Source organism: Bacillus piscicola, from assembly GCF_022458745.1.
Classification (GTDB): domain Bacteria; phylum Bacillota; class Bacilli; order Bacillales; family Marinococcaceae; genus Alteribacillus_A; species Alteribacillus_A piscicola.
In genome coordinates, this window is sequence record NZ_JAJJJF010000002.1 from 204,614 (window position 1) to 220,447 (window position 15,834).

Sequence of the window (15,834 nt, forward strand, 5' to 3'; positions counted from 1 at the left end):
TGGAGGTGTCTATTATGGCAGTTAAAATTAGATTAAAACGTATTGGATCAAAAAAGAGACCTTATTATCGTCTCGTTGTGGCAGATTCCCGCGCTCCGCGTGATGGACGTTTCATTGAGGAAATTGGCACATACAACCCATTGAAAGATCCAGTAGAAGTGAGCATCGATAATGAAAAAGCATTAAAGTGGATGCTTGACGGCGCGAAGCCATCTGATACAGTCCGCAACCTTTTCTCGAGAGAAGGATTGATGGAGAAGCTTCATAACGCGAAGTACGGCAAGTAAGTGTGAATAGCGGGGGGGATTATGATGAAAGAGCTGGTAGAAATCATTGCCCGCTCCCTCGTGGATCATCCTGATGACGTTACTGTTAAAGAGCATCAACAAGACAACACCCTCGTTCTGACGTTATCCGTCCATGAGAGTGATATGGGAAAAGTAATTGGAAAACAGGGCAGAATCGCCAGCGCAATCCGCTCTGTTTTATATGCAAGTGCGTCTCATCATCACAAGCGAGTTCGTCTTGATATTGGAGAGTAATAACGGAAAAAAGGGCGAGGATATATAATCCTTGCCTTTTTTGATGAAAAAAGGCAGTATTGCATGAAAGTGCTGCAGTTCGTTCTCCTCATTTGTGGCCGTCAACGTGTACTGCTGCCAGCGCTAATGCTTTTCTTGTGATCGGGGGTCAATATGCGGATTATTAAAAAAGTGACGGTTAAACATGTATTGACGGAATCATTTAAAGTAAAAATGATAGAGGATTTTAACGAGGAAGAGCGCCGTCTGGAACGCGAGACCGAACAGCTCCGCTTTCAGATGCAAAAGCAGTTAAAGTCAGTGGACACTTCCCGACAGAAAACGGATGTAAAAAATCGATTTGGTAAAGAATTAGAAAGAAGAAAAGAACAGATGAAACAAGTGACTTTTCAACGATCACAACTTGACCAGCTCCCGGAAGGTTCCAAGATTACAGCCGGTTATGTGGATGCCGTGGAAGAGATTAAAGTAGGGGACGCATGGCCCCAGGAAGAACAAGAAATAATCGTGAAGGACGGTATCATTATTTCGATCAGTAATAGGACGGATGATAACAATGGAATGGTTTAATGTAGGTAAGATCATTAATACGCACGGGGTCAGAGGCGAACTGAAAGTATTGCCGATTACTGATTTTGAAAACGAGCGCTTTACACCTGGACAAGAGCTGTATATAGAGCAGGAAGGCCAAGAACGAAAAAAAGTAACAGTTGAGCAGGCACGGCACCATAAGCAATTCATACTGTTAACGGCTGCGGAAATAAATTCGTTAGACGAGGCGGAAGTGTGGAAAGGCAGCATGCTACAAGTGCCGGAGACGGCTTTGCAGTCCCTTTCGGAGGGCGAGTTCTATTATTATGAAATTATCGGCTGTGTCGTCACTACGGAGGAAAATGAGTTACTTGGAGAGGTGAGTGAAATTTTGTCACCTGGAGCCAATGACGTTTGGGTCGTCAAGCCGTTTCATGGTAAAAAAGATATTCTTATTCCTTATATTGAGGAAGTCGTCAAATCAGTGGATATCGAAAACAAAAAGATTGTGGTTCGTCTAATGGAGGGGCTCTTGCCATGATGAAGATGGACTTCTTAACACTCTTTCCCGACATGTTCCCAGGTGTGCTCTCTTCCTCTATTCTCAAACAGGCGGAAGATCGGGGCGCTGTTTCTTATGGTGTTCATAATATCCGTGATTTTTCTGCTGATAAACATCGAAAGACTGATGATTACCCATACGGAGGCGGAGCCGGTATGGTCATGACGCCACAGCCGGTATTTGACGCAGCTGAATTTGTAATTGGACAGGCTAGTAATAAGAATGTAAGAACGATTCTTGTATGTCCGCAAGGAAAGCCGTTTAGACAGCGTGATGCTGAAAAACTAGCTTCAGAAGATCATCTTCTTTTCATTTGCGGCCATTACGAGGGTTATGATGAACGGATTCGCGAACACTTAGCAACGGACGAGTACTCGATTGGCGATTTTGTCTTAACGGGCGGAGAACTTGCCGCAATGGTCATGGCAGATAGTATCACAAGATTGCTTCCTGGTGTCCTGGGGAATGCTGCCTCCGCTCCGGAGGATTCTTTTTCGACAGGTCTTCTGGAATACCCCCATTATACTAGGCCGGCTGAATTTAAAGGTTGGAAAGTACCCGACGTGCTGTTGTCCGGTCATCACCAAAAAATAGCCGCATGGCGGGAAGAACAATCGTTCAAAAGGACAGCCGAAAGGCGTCCAGATTTACTGAAAGAACGTCCTTTATCTGATAAAGAAAAAAAGTGGCTCAAAGCATGGGAGATAGATGAATAATGGTTGATTCAAAAAGCTGCCTGTGCTAAGATAAACTTTGTGGCGAAAGCCCGTTACTACGATGTTCCGCTGCTATTGGTAAACGGCAAGAGCATTTGGAGAAAGGGAGGCGGATTGCATGCAAGAACTAATTCGCGAGATTACAAAAGAACAGTTAAAATCAGACATCCCGAATTTCAGAGCCGGTGATACGGTTCGTGTTCACGTTAAGGTTGTCGAAGGATCACGGGAGCGTATCCAGGTGTTTGAAGGCGTCGTCATTAAGCGTCGCGGCGGCGGTATTAGCGAAACATTTACGGTTCGCAAAATATCTTATAACATCGGTGTAGAACGTACATTTCCTGTTCACTCTCCGCGTGTCGATAAGATTGAAGTGAAGCGCCGCGGGAAAGTTCGTCGTGCTAAACTTTACTATCTTCGCAACTTGCGCGGTAAAGCAGCGCGTATCAAAGAAATTCGTTAAGAACGATCTCAGAAAAACTGTGGCGGTTTCCCCGTTGCAGTTTTTTTGTATTTTGCAGGAAATACACACAACTAGAAGAAACGCCTTGCTCAAGGGTTTCATGATATAATGGCAGTTAGAGAGGCTTTGTCGAGAAAGAAAGGATCCAATTATGTACATAAAAGGTGAATGGTGGCGCGAGGCAGCTGTCCTGTTTAGTTTTGCGGTGATGATTGCCGGCATAACGCGTCTTTTATTTATAGCACCGATCATTGTAGAAGGTGATTCGATGAACCCGACATTAATGGATCAAGACCGTGTGATTATGAATAAATCAAGCTATTGGCTTTCAGAACCGGAACGTTTTGATGTCATCGTATTTCATGCTTCAAAAGAGAGAGACTACATAAAGAGGATCATTGGTCTGCCGGGAGATACGTTATACTATCGGGACGACACGCTCTATGTGAATAATAAAGCGGTGCCGGAGCCGTTTTTAGAACCGCTGAAAAACGAATATGATCCAGAACTTATTACACAGGATTTCACCCTGGAACAGACGACTGGAAGCGTAGTCATCCCACAAGGTTACGTATTTGTTCTCGGTGATAATCGTAGGCATAGTCTAGATTCAAGAATCATTGGGCTTGTAAGAAAAGACGATATTGTTGGGGAGGCCGCTTTTACATATTGGCCGCTTTTACAACCGCGTCATTCAGAAGGAGAAAGGGAGTAACGAAATGAGTATCCAATGGTACCCGGGGCACATGGAAAAAGCAAAACGGGAAGTGACAGAGCAGCTGAAACGGGTAGATATGGTAATCGAGCTGGCGGATGCACGGGTCCCCAATTCATCTCGAAATCCAATGCTTGATTCCATTATGAAAGATAAGCCACGACTCTTAGTTCTGACGAAAAGCGATATGGCCGACCCGACTGTGACGGCTTCTTGGTTGGAGGCGTACAAGCAGGATGGCTTAGAAGTTATTTCTATAAATGCACGCAAGCAGCAAGGCGTGAAATCATTAATTGAGAAATCAAAACAGCTCACAGCACCTTTTTTTGAAAAAAGGATGAAAAAAGGAATCCGTCCCCGGGCAATCCGAGCGATGGTCGTAGGAATACCGAACGTTGGTAAATCGACTGTGATCAATCGATTGGTCGGCAGGAACACAGCAAAAACGGGAAATAAGCCGGGGATAACGAAAGCCCAACAATGGCTAAAAGTCGGAAGTACGATGGAACTGTTGGACACACCGGGAATTCTCTGGCCTAAATTCGAAGATCCCCTTGTCGGCTATCGTCTCGCGGTAACCGGGGCCATTAAGGATGAGCTCCTTGACTTTGGCGACGTCGCCTTATTTGCAGTCAATTTACTGAAAGAACGCTATTCCGACGCATTAAAAGAGCGTTACAGCTTGGCGGATCCATTGCCGGTTGAGGGAATCGATTTATACGAGGAAATCGGACGGAAAAGAGGCTGTTTAAAAGCGGGCGGAATCATTGATTATGAAAAAGCAGCAGAGATTATTATTCGTGATATTCGTTCTTTGAAGCTTGGGGCAATCACTTTAGAAACCCCATTGGACTGGGGAAACGGACGATAGTACGGAACGAAAGGATAGGAAGTATGCTGGATAAAGAGATGACGATTGCAAACATAAAAGAAGCTTTACGAACAGGAACGGTAACGGAAGAATGGCTGGACATGCTTCGTACGGACAAGCGGAAGGGAGTGCAAATGCTTCTTGAACGTTATGACAAAAAGAAGAGAGCAGAAAGACAGCTGGAAAAAAACTATGAAACACTTCTTACTTACGAGAAAGAATGGCGGGCGCAAGGATTTCATAACATAGCAGGGGTCGATGAAGCAGGGAGAGGCCCGCTTGCCGGCCCAGTAACTGCTTGTGCTGTGATCCTGCCGCATGACTCTTTTTTTCCTGGACTGAACGATTCAAAACAATTAACGAAAGGGAAACGCGAATATTTTGCAGCTTTAATAAAAGAGAGAGCGCTTGCATATGAGATTGTTCATGTGCCGGCGCAGACTGTGGACAAGATTAACATCTATCAGGCAGCAAAGGAAGCGATGATCAAAGCGGTGACGGGTCTGTCGTTGGAAGCAGACGCTCTCTTTATTGATGCTCTTACTCTTCCTCTTCCTGCAAAACAACTTCGTCTTATCCAAGGTGATGCCAAGAGTGCTTCGATCGCAGCTGCTTCGGTACTCGCAAAAACAGCAAGAGATTCGTATATGCTGGAACTTGCGGAGCGGTATCCAGAATACGGTTTTGATCGGCATATGGGGTACGGAACAAAAGAACATTTGGCCGCGCTGCAAGAATTTGGCCCAACTCCTGAACACCGTCGCAGTTTTTCTCCCGTACAATCAGCTGTATCCCGCCTGAATGGGTAGTGAAATAAGAATAACAAGGTGTTATATAAAGGAGAAGTCATAAAAACAGGTTGAGAAAATCCTTTCGCGATAAATGATACTGGAAGGTGCGATGATAGAATGGAACGAATGAACGGTCTGTCTTCCCTTTTTTCAAAAGATGTCCGGTCCCACCCGCTTCGACTACAACCCGGACAAGTTTTTACTGGAAGAGTATTAAAACTTTTTCCTCATCACATGGCAGCTTTGCGTCTTGGGACAACTACTCTCACTGCGCATTTAGAAGCTGCATTAACGGCAGAGCAGTCTTATCTGTTCCAAGTGAAAGAACATGAAGGTATTCCGAAGCTGAGAGTACTCTCCCAGCAAGAGGGATTACATACTCATTTATGGGTAGACAGTGCCGTCAAGACATTGCATTCGCTGGGTCTTCCCGATAATCGAACGAATAGAACATTGCTCTCCCTTTTTCAACAAGAACAGCTTCCTTTTACGAAAGAAATGCTGCAAGAAGGAAGCCGTCTGTTAAAGCAGCTGAACAGACTGAATACGAAAGGAGCACAGACCCTCTCGTTTCTTGAACAGAAGCAGCTTCCGCTAAACCGATTTATGTTTGAGTCTGCTTATCAAGCTTTATACGGAGAGAAAACGCTCGCCTTTCACATGAAACAGCTCTCAGCATTACTTTCTCAAAGCGATACAGCAGTTTCCGGAAGCGAAAATAGGCTACGCCGTGTTCTGGAAAGGACATGGAGTAGCATGCGCATCGATCATTTACAGCAGTCGGCATCCCCACAAGTGGCACACTTCTCGAAGGGAGTTCTGACTGACCAGGAAAAGACTGCATTGACCGACGTGCTAGAACAGGCATTTCCGAATCCGAAAATCTCCGCAGGGCAGTCTTATATAGCAGAGAAAGTATTAGCACTCATCAAACAGTTAGGTCTAGAGAGCCATCAGCCTTCTTCTGCTCGGGAAGTAGACAATTTCCATCATCTTGAGTCACTAAGAAAAACCCTCATCGACTGTGTGACTGAACTAGAGGGACCCGTGCGAAAACAAGCCGAAACACTGCTTCAGAAACTAGTCGGTCAGCAGCTTCTTTCTCATGGATCTTCAGATACTGTGCAGCAGACCGTTCTACAGCTGCCATTGACAATATTAAACTATGAAACGGATCTTCACATCCACTGGGAAGGAAAAAAGAAGCAGGATGGCTCGCTTGATCCGGACTACTGCCGCATTCTTTTTTATTTAGAAATGGAATTTTTAGGGGAGACGATAGCGGATGTTCATATTCAAAATAGGTTCGTAACGGTGCACATTTTTAATGATCAACCGAAACCTGACCGTCTGTTCGAATTGTTGCGACCGCTCCTCGAGGAACGGCTCACCGCATTGGATTACAAATTAAGTTCAGTCAATTGGCGCCAAGTGAAAGAAAATAAAAAAACCAAACAGTCAGCTAATCACCCGCAGTCAGGACGGGGAGGAGTTGATATTCGGATATGAGAGAAAAGAAACATAAAGATAAATCAGCTGCTGCTTTAGGTTACCGGGCTTCGACAGACAACGCTCCAACTGTAAAGGCCAAAGGAAAAGGCTATATTGCCGAAGAAATAATTAAAAGGGCACAGGAAAATAATGTCCCGATAAAGGAAGATTCGTCACTTGCAGAACTTCTGGATCAGCTTGACGTGAACGAAACAATTCCACCGGAGCTGTATGAAGTAGTGGCAGAAGTATTCGCTTTCTTATATAGAATGGAAAAAAACAGTCATTAATTAACGGTAAAAGGGCATCGTAATAGGAAAAGGAGAGATGAATATGTCTCATAATTATAACAATGTCCCAATACGTGCCCGTATCCGGAAACAAAATGCCCCGTATATGGAGGAAGCAGGACAAGAACTCGGATTTTTCCGCAGCATGGAAGAAATAAAGGCCCTTGCAGCACTCGGCCACCTGCTTAAAAGAAGTGATGATAAAGAAAAACAAGAAAATAAAGAAACAGATTCCGATGAATAAGCAGTTATTTTTATCTTGTTTTCGAGAAACTTATGACAAATTGTTGAATTCCATGGGAAATTTTAATACGATAAAGAGTGTGTGAAACATGGCTTCTTTGTCATGCGGACACTTCGTTCTTGCTCTATAAAATGTAACGTGAACGGATATTCGTATCGAATCGTTAGGAGGATGGAGAGAACATGAATATTCACGAGTATCAAGGGAAAGAGCTCCTGAGAGAATATGGGGTTTCTGTACCAAGTGGTAAAGTGGCCTATTCTGTTGAAGAAGCAGTTGAAGCTGCAAAAGAGCTCGGCTCAGACGTATCAGTAGTAAAAGCTCAGATCCATGCCGGGGGGCGTGGGAAAGCAGGCGGTGTAAAGGTCGCTAAAAATCTGGAAGAAGTAAGAACGTACGCCGATGAGATTCTTGGCAAAACGCTCGTAACCCATCAAACCGGGCCAGAAGGAAAAGAAGTCAAGCGTTTGCTGATTGAAGAAGGCTGCGATATTAAGAATGAATATTATGTTGGTATCGTGTTAGACCGGGCTACTTCTCGAGTTGTTATGATGGCGTCCGAAGAAGGGGGCACGGAAATTGAAGAAGTAGCAGAGGAAACCCCGGAGAAGATTTTCCGTGAATATATTGATCCGGCTGTCGGCATGCAGGGGTATCAAGCCCGCCGACTCGCCTTTAATATCAATATTCCAAAAGAGCTTGTCGGACAAGCAGTTAAATTTATGCTTGGCCTCTACAAAGTTTATGTAGAAAAAGACTGCTCGATTGCAGAGATCAATCCGCTCGTTACAACAGGTGACGGTAAGGTCATGGCTCTCGATGCGAAGCTGAACTTTGATTCAAACGCCATGTACCGCCAGAAAGATGTAATGAAGTTTAGAGACTTGGAAGAAGAAGATCCAAAAGAAATTGAAGCATCGAAATATGATTTAAGTTATATTGCGCTTGATGGCAACATCGGCTGTATGGTTAACGGTGCCGGTCTTGCGATGGCGACGATGGATATTATTAAACATTATAACGGTGATCCGGCTAACTTCTTGGATGTCGGCGGCGGTGCCACAGCTGAAAAAGTGACCGAAGCGTTTAAAATCATTCTTTCCGACGAACACGTCAAAGGCATTTATGTCAACATTTTCGGCGGTATTATGAAATGTGACGTCATTGCGGAAGGTGTCGTAGAAGCTACGAAGCAAGTCGGCTTAGAGATTCCTCTCGTAGTACGTCTGGAAGGAACAAACGTAAAGCAAGGAAAAGAAATTCTTGAAAAATCCGGATTAAATATTACAGCTGCTGATTCTATGGCAGACGGGGCACAAAAAATTGTATCTCTTGTGAAATAGAAAGGCGGGACGATGAGAAATGAGCATCTTCATTAACAAAGACACGAAGGTGATTGTACAGGGAATCACTGGGTCAACGGGTTTATTCCATACGAAACAAGCCGTCGAGTATGGAACTCAGGTAGTCGGCGGTGTAACTCCCGGTAAAGGAGGGACCGAGGTAGAAGGGATTCCAGTCTTTAACACGGTGGAAGACGCAGTGAAAGAAACAGGTGCGAATGCTTCTGTTATTTATGTACCGCCGGCATTTGCAGCAGACGCTATCATGGAAGCAGTCGATGCGGAGTTAGACCTCGCTATTTGTATAACAGAAGGGATCCCAGTTCTCGATATGTTAAACGTGAAGCGTTTCATGGAGGGAAAGAAGACCCGTCTAGTTGGGCCAAACTGCCCGGGTGTAATCACACCGGAAGAGTGCAAGATTGGTATCATGCCGGGTTATATTCATAAAAAAGGCCACGTCGGCGTTGTTTCCCGCTCCGGTACACTCACGTATGAAGCGGTTCATCAACTTTCCACGAACGGAATCGGGCAGTCCACCGCAGTCGGCATTGGTGGTGACCCGGTAAATGGCACAGACTTTATTGATGTGTTATCGGCGTTTAACGATGATGATGATACTGAAGCGGTTATTATGATCGGAGAAATCGGCGGTACCGCAGAAGAAGAAGCTGCTGAGTGGATAAAAGCAAACATGAAAAAACCAGTTGTCGGCTTTATCGGTGGGCGTACTGCGCCTCCAGGGAAGCGGATGGGCCATGCTGGCGCCATTATTTCCGGCGGAAAAGGGACAGCGGATGAAAAAATCAATACCCTCGAGAAGTGTGGCGTTAAAGTAGCTGATACACCAGCGGAAATTGGCGATACGTTAATCGCTTCTTTAAAAGAGAATGACCTCTACGATAAATGCTTGACACATAAGGCATAAGAAGAAGGCGAGGGTAGAGGGCAGGTAACGCCCTCCCTCTACCTTTTTCTTTAGCTAAAAAAGAAACTCTTCTTTTGTGAAAGGAGTTGTAAACGGTTACGATAACAGCGCGTTTACTTCATCTGCGAGAAGCCCCCCATATGACATGGAAAAGATTGCACCGATGTTGGAAAATCGACACATCTTTTCGACAAATTTATGAAATGAACCCAGCCTATCTTTCTAATATCCTCCGTCTTTCTCCCGGACAGTCTGCACATGTTTACCACCATTTGCATTCTATTTCCCCGCTTGCCACTTATCGCGCTTACGAAGCGCTTGGTATCCAGATACTTACCCGATTTGATGATGAATACCCTGAAAGACTCTTACACATTTATGATCCACCGTGGATTTTGTATGCAAAAGGTAGTGTTGAACTTTTACAGAGACAGCGCAGCCTTGCGGTTGTTGGCACGAGGACACCTACCGATTACGGGAAGAAAGCACTCCATTATTTACTCCCGCCACTTATTAAGAAAAAAGTGTTAATAGTGAGCGGGCTTGCTCGCGGAATTGACACGCTTGCTCACCACATTACCTTACGCTCCCAAGGTCGCACGATTGCCGTGCTCGGTTCTGGTTTCGACTATATATATCCACGGGAAAATACTAATCTTGCTATGAATATTGCCTCTCATCATCTTCTGCTCAGTGAATTTCCACCCTCTGTCCCGCCTCAAAAATGGCATTTCCCAATGCGTAACCGTTTAATCAGCGGTTTATCCGATATCACTTTTATTGCGGAAGCAGGTGAACGCAGTGGTTCCCTGATAACGGCTTATCAAGCATTGGATCAGGGAAAAGAAGTAAGGGCTCTTCCAGGTACCATTTTTTCCTCGATGTCCAAAGGTACTAACCATCTGATCGCAGAAGGTGCCGATCCAGTGAAGAGTCCTCACGATTTATGGCATGATCACTGGACAGATAAATAGGAAAGTAGTACGTTTGATTAGAATGTAAGACATTTTATCTAGACAGTGCACATAAACTGTGAAAAAATAGTTGTGATTCTTTTTAAATTTCGCGCTAACTGGGTCTCTTTTTTTATGAAATTGGTTCAAATAAGAAGATTTTGTTGACAATTCGGATAGATGCCGCTTATAGTTTCATGTATATTATTTGACAATAAGCCTAAAAATGTTTAATACTATGAGGACTTTAAGAGGGAGTAGAAGGGGGAGGAAACAAAAAACATGGCAGATTATTTAGTAATCGTTGAATCTCCCGCGAAAGCAAAAACAATCGGCAAATATCTCGGGAAGAAATACAGCGTAAAGGCATCTATGGGTCACTTGCGCGATTTGCCGAAAAGTCAAATGGGAGTTAATACAGAGGATAATTATGAACCTAAATATATAACAATTCGGGGAAAAGGCCCGATTTTAAAAGAGTTGAAAGCAGCAGCAAAAAAAGTAAAGAAAGTCTACCTCGCTGCGGACCCTGACAGAGAGGGAGAGGCGATTGCCTGGCATCTTGCAAACAGCCTTGACATCGATACAGAATCAGATTGCCGGGTTGTCTTTAATGAGATAACGAAGACTGCTATTAAGGATGCTTTTAAACATCCTCGTCCTATAAACATGGATCTAGTGGATGCACAGCAGGCAAGACGAATACTCGACCGGCTTGTTGGCTATAACATAAGTCCGCTCCTATGGAAAAAGGTGAAAAAGGGACTTAGTGCCGGACGTGTCCAATCCATTGCTGTTAAGATGATTATTGACCGGGAGAAAGAGATAAGTGCCTTCGAGCCGGAAGAATATTGGAGTATTGAAGGATCATTCATGAGAGGGAAAGATCAATTCCCAGCCAAGTTTTACGGAGTGGATGGAAAAAAGAGAGAGCTACGCTCCGAAGAAGATGTGAATGACATTCATAAGAAAATAACCAACGATTCTTTTACGATTGAAAAGGTAACGAGAAAAGAACGGAAGCGCCATCCCGTACAGCCGTTTACTACTTCATCGTTACAACAAGAGGCAGCTCGAAAACTAAACTTTCGCGCGAAAAAAACGATGATGATTGCCCAGCAACTTTATGAGGGTGTCGATATCGGAAAAGAAGGCACGATCGGGCTGATTACCTATATGCGAACAGACTCAACGCGTATTTCCTCATCCGCTCGTGAGGAGACAAAATCCTATATTGAAGAGCACTATGGAGCTGAGTATGCGCGTTCCGAGAAGAGAAAAACGAAGAAAAACAGCAATGCACAGGATGCGCACGAAGCGATCCGGCCCACAACAGTTGTTAAGAACCCGAAATCGATTAAATCTTATTTGAGCCGCGATCAATATCGTCTTTATAAACTCATTTGGGAACGGCTCGTCGCAAGTGAAATGGCACCGGCTGTCATGGATACGATGAGCGTCGACCTTGAAAACGGTGGTGTCCTCTTCCGGGCGACCGGCTCTAAAATTAAATTCCCTGGTTTTATGAAAGTGTATGTCGAAGGGAAAGACGACGAAAAGAAAGAGGAAGACCGTTTCCTTCCTGATTTGCAGGAGGGAGAGCAGGTAGAACGGGTCGAACTCATTGATAACCAGCACTTTACGCAGCCTCCGCCGCGTTATACAGAAGCACGTCTCGTGAAAACGATGGAAGAACTAGGCATCGGGCGGCCCTCTACCTATGCACCGACTTTGGATACGATTCAAAGAAGGAATTATGTAGCTCTTGAAGACCGCCGCTTCGTTCCAACTGAGTTGGGCGAGATTGTACTTGAATTAATAGTCGAGTTTTTTCCAGAGATACTGGATGTCGAATTTACGGCAAAAATGGAGAATGATCTTGACTATATAGAAGAAGGACGTCAAAATTGGATTGAGATTATCGATCATTTCTACCAAGGGTTTGAAAAACGTCTTAAAACAGCGGAAGAGGAAATGAAAGAAGTTGAAATCCGCGATGAACCTGCAGGAGAAGATTGTGAGAAATGCGGCCATGAAATGGTCTATAAAATGGGGCGCTACGGGAAATTCATGGCTTGTTCAAACTTCCCGGACTGCCGTAATACGAAAGCGATCGTAAAAGAAATCGGCGTCACTTGCCCGAAATGTAAAGAGGGGAATGTCGTCGAGAGAAAGAGTAAGAAGCAGCGGAAATTTTATGGCTGTGATCGCTACCCGGAATGCGACTTTGTCTCTTGGGATAAGCCGATTGCCCGGCCATGCCCGAAGTGTGATTCCATGCTGGTGGAAAAGAAGACGAAAAAAGGTGTCCACGTCCAATGCAGCCAGTGTGATTATAAGGAAGAGCCGAACTAACAGGTCAGGAGTACGCCGCAGATCCCCTTTTTCAATAAAGGGGGTTTTCTGTTGCCCACGGAAAGCAAGTATCTTTCCGTAGCGTTAACCGAGCACCATAGTAGAGTAAGGTGCGGACCCCATTATTAGATTTAGATCCTACTTTTTAGAATGAAGGAGAATTATATGTCTACAGAAAAAGTAACGGTTATTGGAGCAGGACTTGCCGGCAGTGAAGCGGCTTGGCAGCTGGCGAACTCCGGGGTGAAGGTCCGTCTTTACGAAATGCGGCCGGAAAAACAAACCCCTGCCCATCATACGGATAAATTTGCCGAGCTTGTATGTAGTAATTCGCTGCGGGGAAACAGCCTGGCCAATGCAGTAGGTGTACTAAAAGAAGAAATGAGGATGCTTGATTCGGTCATCATCCAGGCTGCTGATGCCTGCTCTGTACCGGCCGGAGGAGCACTAGCTGTCGACCGCCACGAGTTTGCGGCGAAAGTAACAGAGTGGGTAAAGGGTCATAAAAACGTCGAAGTCATTCATGAGGAAATTGAAGGCATACCGGAAGGCCCCGTTATTGTTGCAACCGGGCCCCTGACTTCAAAGGCGCTATCAACTGATATTAAAGCATTAAGTGGGGAAGATCATCTTTATTTTTACGATGCGGCCGCTCCTATTATTGAAACAGACAGCATTGATATGGAAAAGGCCTATGTCAAGTCCCGTTACGATAAAGGGGAGGCTGCCTATATCAACTGCCCGATGACAGAGGAAGAGTTTGACCGCTTCTATGAAGCGCTGACGACAGCGGAAACAGTACCTTTAAAAGAATTTGAGAAAGAGATCTTTTTTGAAGGGTGTATGCCGGTTGAAGTTATGGCGAGCCGTGGAAAAAAAACACTGCTGTTCGGGCCTATGAAGCCGGTCGGACTTGAACACCCTGAGACTGGTGAAAGACCTTATGCGGTAGTCCAGCTCCGTCAAGACAACCAAGCGGGAACACTCTATAATATTGTCGGTTTTCAGACACATTTGAAATGGGGACCGCAGAAAGAAGTGGTGCGTCTCATTCCAGGGCTTGAGAATGCTGAGATTGTCCGTTATGGAGTTATGCATCGCAACACCTTCATTAACTCCCCTAATCTCTTGCGGCCGACTTATCAATTCAAAGGCCGTGATGATTTGTTCTTTGCAGGACAGATTACCGGGGTGGAAGGATATGTGGAGTCAGCGGCTGCCGGTCTCATTGCCGGGCGGAATGCAGCACGGCTGACATCCGGTGAAACCCTTAAAGTATTTCCTGCCGAAACAGTTATCGGTTCGCTCGCAAACTACATTACAACCGCTGATCCTGGCAATTTTCAACCAATGAACGCTAATTTTGGTCTGTTGCCGCCGCTGGATAAACGGATCAAAAATAAAAAAGAACGTAATGAAAAGCTGGCAGAACGGGCACTGGGATCCATTCAGAATTTTATGAAAAAATAGTTAACATCCTTGCTTACGGTGGAAGACTATGATAGAATTAATTGGCTTTTGAGCATGGGGTGACCTAGTTTATGGCAGAGAATAAGCTTGACAATTATTTACACAAGTTTCTGCGATACTTACAAGTTGAAAAAAATGCTTCGGAATGGACATTAAAAGCATATGTTAATGATTTAAAAGGGTACGGGGAATTTTTGAAATCGGAGGGCATTGAGTCGCCAACTGATGCGGATAGCGGCACAGCACGGCTCTTTTTCAGCCGTCTATATGATGAAAAGCATCAGCGGGCAACGGTCGCCCGGAAGATTTCTGCGCTACGATCGTTTTATTCCTTTTTAAAAAGAGAAGAAGATATTGAAATGAACCCTTTTCTATTAGCGAATATGCCTAAGAAAGAGAAAAAACTGCCGCATTTTTTGTATGAAAATGAGTTGGAACAGTTATTTCTTTCCTTCGATGTGAAAAAGCCGCTCGATCAACGTGATTTGGCTATTTTTGAACTACTGTACGCGACTGGGATGCGCGTCAGCGAATGTTGCCGCATACAACTTGAGGATCTGGATGAAGACGTGGGGACTGTTTTGGTAAAAGGAAAAGGCCGCAAAGAACGCTACATTCCAGTTGGAAGTTTTGCTCTCGAGGCCATTTCTTATTACAAAAACAATGCGAGGCAGAGTTTAGCTGCTAAACAGAAGCAAGGTGTTTCTGCTGCGCTTTTCTTGAGTAACAAAGGAACCGCTCTGTCTGAAAGAGGGGTGTATTATGTTGTCCGCAAACGTGTGCAGAATGTATCGCAAATGCTCCATATATCGCCCCATGATTTGCGTCATACGTTTGCTACCCATTTATTAAACAACGGGGCAGATTTGCGCAGTGTCCAGCAGCTGCTTGGCCATGAGAATTTGTCAACTACGCAAATTTACACGCATGTGACGAAAGATAGGTTGAAAAGTGTGTACGAAAACGCCCATCCACGGGCTCGTAAGAAAGGAGAATCATCTTGAACTCACCCTTTCACGCTACGACGATATTTGCGGTCCATCATCAAGGAAAAGGTGCAATGGCAGGCGACGGGCAAGTTACGTTCGGTGAGTCTGTTGTCATGAAACACACCGCCAAAAAAGTACGTAAGATTTACCACGATCAAGTACTGGCAGGCTTTGCCGGGTCCGTTGCTGACGCCTTTACCTTGTTTGACATGTTTGAAGGGAAACTCGAACAGTGGAATGGTCATTTAGAGAGGGCGGCCGTAGAACTGGCGAAAGAATGGCGCAGTGATAAAATGCTTCGCCGTCTGGAAGCGATGCTGATCGTAATGAATCAAGATACACTGCTACTTGTTGCCGGTACAGGTGAAGTGATCGTTCCTGATGATGGTGTTATTGCGATTGGTTCTGGCGGTAATTATGCTTTGGCAGCAGGTAGAGCTTTGAAAGCTCACGCCCCTCATTTAGAAGCGCGGGAAATAGCTAAAGCTGCCTTGAAAACAGCAGGTGATATTTGCGTCTATACTAACGATCACATAATCGTTGAAGAACTTCCCGATCAAGACAGTTAATAGATACTGAA

General features: G+C 44.8%; 19 protein-coding genes. All 19 read left to right on the forward strand.

The annotated features are described in order from the left end of the window. The first annotated feature begins 14 nt into the window (after positions 1–14). The 19 genes from rpsP to hslV all read left to right on the forward strand — a co-directional run bounded on the left by rpsP (position 15) and on the right by hslV (position 15,823). The gene (rpsP, locus tag LOR49_RS05675; RefSeq protein WP_240375279.1) at positions 15–287 is read left to right on the forward strand and encodes a 30S ribosomal protein S16; all 273 of its coding nucleotides are present in this window, start codon (positions 15–17) and stop codon (positions 285–287) included. Between the two features lie 24 nt (positions 288–311). Further along, positions 312–542, forward strand: coding sequence for a KH domain-containing protein (locus LOR49_RS05680; protein ID WP_240375711.1), 231 nt, complete (start codon positions 312–314; stop codon positions 540–542). Between the two features lie 153 nt (positions 543–695). Continuing rightward, positions 696–1,112, forward strand: coding sequence for a YlqD family protein (locus LOR49_RS05685; RefSeq protein WP_240375280.1), 417 nt, complete (start codon positions 696–698; stop codon positions 1,110–1,112). Further along, a complete protein-coding gene (gene rimM, locus LOR49_RS05690; protein WP_338021130.1) occupies positions 1,093–1,614 on the forward strand; it encodes a ribosome maturation factor RimM in 522 nt (173 codons plus the stop codon). Before LOR49_RS05685 ends, rimM begins: the two co-directional genes overlap by 20 nt. Next, the gene (gene trmD, locus LOR49_RS05695) at positions 1,614–2,351 is read left to right on the forward strand and encodes a tRNA (guanosine(37)-N1)-methyltransferase TrmD (RefSeq protein WP_240375712.1); all 738 of its coding nucleotides are present in this window, start codon (positions 1,614–1,616) and stop codon (positions 2,349–2,351) included. Before rimM ends, trmD begins: the two co-directional genes overlap by 1 nt. Positions 2,352–2,469: 118 nt before the next feature. Beyond that, on the forward strand, positions 2,470–2,814 hold the full coding sequence (rplS, locus tag LOR49_RS05700) for a 50S ribosomal protein L19 (RefSeq protein WP_240375284.1): 345 nt from the start codon (positions 2,470–2,472) through the stop codon (positions 2,812–2,814). A gap of 151 nt (positions 2,815–2,965) precedes the next feature. Beyond that, entirely contained in the window at positions 2,966–3,529 is a 564-nt protein-coding gene (lepB, locus tag LOR49_RS05705) for a signal peptidase I (protein ID WP_240375286.1), read from the forward strand. A gap of 4 nt (positions 3,530–3,533) precedes the next feature. After that, positions 3,534–4,400 carry a ribosome biogenesis GTPase YlqF gene (gene ylqF, locus LOR49_RS05710; protein WP_240375288.1) on the forward strand — a complete coding sequence of 289 codons (867 nt, stop codon included), beginning with the start codon at positions 3,534–3,536 and terminating at the stop codon, positions 4,398–4,400. Positions 4,401–4,423: 23 nt separating this feature from the next. After that, a complete protein-coding gene (locus tag LOR49_RS05715; protein WP_240375290.1) occupies positions 4,424–5,209 on the forward strand; it encodes a ribonuclease HII in 786 nt (261 codons plus the stop codon). Between the two features lie 99 nt (positions 5,210–5,308). After that, entirely contained in the window at positions 5,309–6,700 is a 1,392-nt protein-coding gene (locus LOR49_RS05720; RefSeq protein ID WP_240375292.1) for a hypothetical protein, read from the forward strand. Continuing rightward, positions 6,697–6,972: an EscU/YscU/HrcU family type III secretion system export apparatus switch protein gene (locus LOR49_RS05725; protein ID WP_240375293.1), complete on the forward strand. Its 276-nt coding sequence runs from the start codon at positions 6,697–6,699 to the stop codon at positions 6,970–6,972. The genes LOR49_RS05720 and LOR49_RS05725 overlap by 4 nt, the downstream gene beginning before the upstream one ends. Before the next feature lie 43 nt (positions 6,973–7,015). Further along, on the forward strand, positions 7,016–7,216 hold the full coding sequence (locus LOR49_RS05730) for a hypothetical protein (RefSeq protein WP_240375295.1): 201 nt from the start codon (positions 7,016–7,018) through the stop codon (positions 7,214–7,216). A 182-nt stretch (positions 7,217–7,398) separates the two neighbouring features. After that, complete coding sequence (gene sucC / locus LOR49_RS05735; protein ID WP_240375298.1) at positions 7,399–8,559, forward strand: ADP-forming succinate--CoA ligase subunit beta; 1,161 nt, start codon at positions 7,399–7,401, stop codon at positions 8,557–8,559. Positions 8,560–8,578: 19 nt separating this feature from the next. Next, positions 8,579–9,487: a succinate--CoA ligase subunit alpha gene (sucD, locus tag LOR49_RS05740; protein ID WP_240375300.1), complete on the forward strand. Its 909-nt coding sequence runs from the start codon at positions 8,579–8,581 to the stop codon at positions 9,485–9,487. 140 nt (positions 9,488–9,627) lie between these two features. Then, positions 9,628–10,461 (forward strand): DNA-processing protein DprA, encoded by an 834-nt coding sequence (dprA, locus tag LOR49_RS05745; RefSeq protein ID WP_240375301.1) that lies wholly within the window; start codon positions 9,628–9,630, stop codon positions 10,459–10,461. 261 nt (positions 10,462–10,722) lie between these two features. Next, positions 10,723–12,795 (forward strand): type I DNA topoisomerase, encoded by a 2,073-nt coding sequence (gene topA, locus LOR49_RS05750; RefSeq protein ID WP_240375302.1) that lies wholly within the window; start codon positions 10,723–10,725, stop codon positions 12,793–12,795. Positions 12,796–12,960: 165 nt separating this feature from the next. After that, a complete protein-coding gene (gene trmFO, locus LOR49_RS05755; protein ID WP_240375303.1) occupies positions 12,961–14,265 on the forward strand; it encodes an FADH(2)-oxidizing methylenetetrahydrofolate--tRNA-(uracil(54)-C(5))-methyltransferase TrmFO in 1,305 nt (434 codons plus the stop codon). A 71-nt stretch (positions 14,266–14,336) separates the two neighbouring features. Then, on the forward strand, positions 14,337–15,269 hold the full coding sequence (gene xerC, locus LOR49_RS05760; protein ID WP_240375304.1) for a tyrosine recombinase XerC: 933 nt from the start codon (positions 14,337–14,339) through the stop codon (positions 15,267–15,269). Beyond that, entirely contained in the window at positions 15,263–15,823 is a 561-nt protein-coding gene (hslV, locus tag LOR49_RS05765; RefSeq protein WP_338021131.1) for an ATP-dependent protease subunit HslV, read from the forward strand. Before xerC ends, hslV begins: the two co-directional genes overlap by 7 nt. The last annotated feature ends 11 nt before the right edge of the window (positions 15,824–15,834 follow it).

Excerpts from the sequence above, each read along its gene's own strand:
- rpsP (WP_240375279.1), top strand. The coding sequence starts at position 15 with ATGGCAGTTAAAATTAGATTAAAACGTATTGGATCAAAAAAGAGACCT.
- LOR49_RS05680 (WP_240375711.1), top strand. The coding sequence starts at position 312 with ATGAAAGAGCTGGTAGAAATCATTGCCCGCTCCCTCGTGGATCATCCT.
- LOR49_RS05685 (WP_240375280.1), top strand. The coding sequence starts at position 696 with ATGCGGATTATTAAAAAAGTGACGGTTAAACATGTATTGACGGAATCA.
- trmD (WP_240375712.1), top strand. The coding sequence starts at position 1,614 with ATGAAGATGGACTTCTTAACACTCTTTCCCGACATGTTCCCAGGTGTG.
- rplS (WP_240375284.1), top strand. The coding sequence starts at position 2,470 with ATGCAAGAACTAATTCGCGAGATTACAAAAGAACAGTTAAAATCAGAC.
- lepB (WP_240375286.1), top strand. The coding sequence starts at position 2,966 with ATGTACATAAAAGGTGAATGGTGGCGCGAGGCAGCTGTCCTGTTTAGT.
- ylqF (WP_240375288.1), top strand. The coding sequence starts at position 3,534 with ATGAGTATCCAATGGTACCCGGGGCACATGGAAAAAGCAAAACGGGAA.
- LOR49_RS05715 (WP_240375290.1), top strand. The coding sequence starts at position 4,424 with ATGCTGGATAAAGAGATGACGATTGCAAACATAAAAGAAGCTTTACGA.
- LOR49_RS05720 (WP_240375292.1), top strand. The coding sequence starts at position 5,309 with ATGGAACGAATGAACGGTCTGTCTTCCCTTTTTTCAAAAGATGTCCGG.
- LOR49_RS05725 (WP_240375293.1), top strand. The coding sequence starts at position 6,697 with ATGAGAGAAAAGAAACATAAAGATAAATCAGCTGCTGCTTTAGGTTAC.
- LOR49_RS05730 (WP_240375295.1), top strand. The coding sequence starts at position 7,016 with ATGTCTCATAATTATAACAATGTCCCAATACGTGCCCGTATCCGGAAA.
- sucC (WP_240375298.1), top strand. The coding sequence starts at position 7,399 with ATGAATATTCACGAGTATCAAGGGAAAGAGCTCCTGAGAGAATATGGG.
- sucD (WP_240375300.1), top strand. The coding sequence starts at position 8,579 with ATGAGCATCTTCATTAACAAAGACACGAAGGTGATTGTACAGGGAATC.
- dprA (WP_240375301.1), top strand. The coding sequence starts at position 9,628 with ATGACATGGAAAAGATTGCACCGATGTTGGAAAATCGACACATCTTTT.
- topA (WP_240375302.1), top strand. The coding sequence starts at position 10,723 with ATGGCAGATTATTTAGTAATCGTTGAATCTCCCGCGAAAGCAAAAACA.
- trmFO (WP_240375303.1), top strand. The coding sequence starts at position 12,961 with ATGTCTACAGAAAAAGTAACGGTTATTGGAGCAGGACTTGCCGGCAGT.
- xerC (WP_240375304.1), top strand. The coding sequence starts at position 14,337 with ATGGCAGAGAATAAGCTTGACAATTATTTACACAAGTTTCTGCGATAC.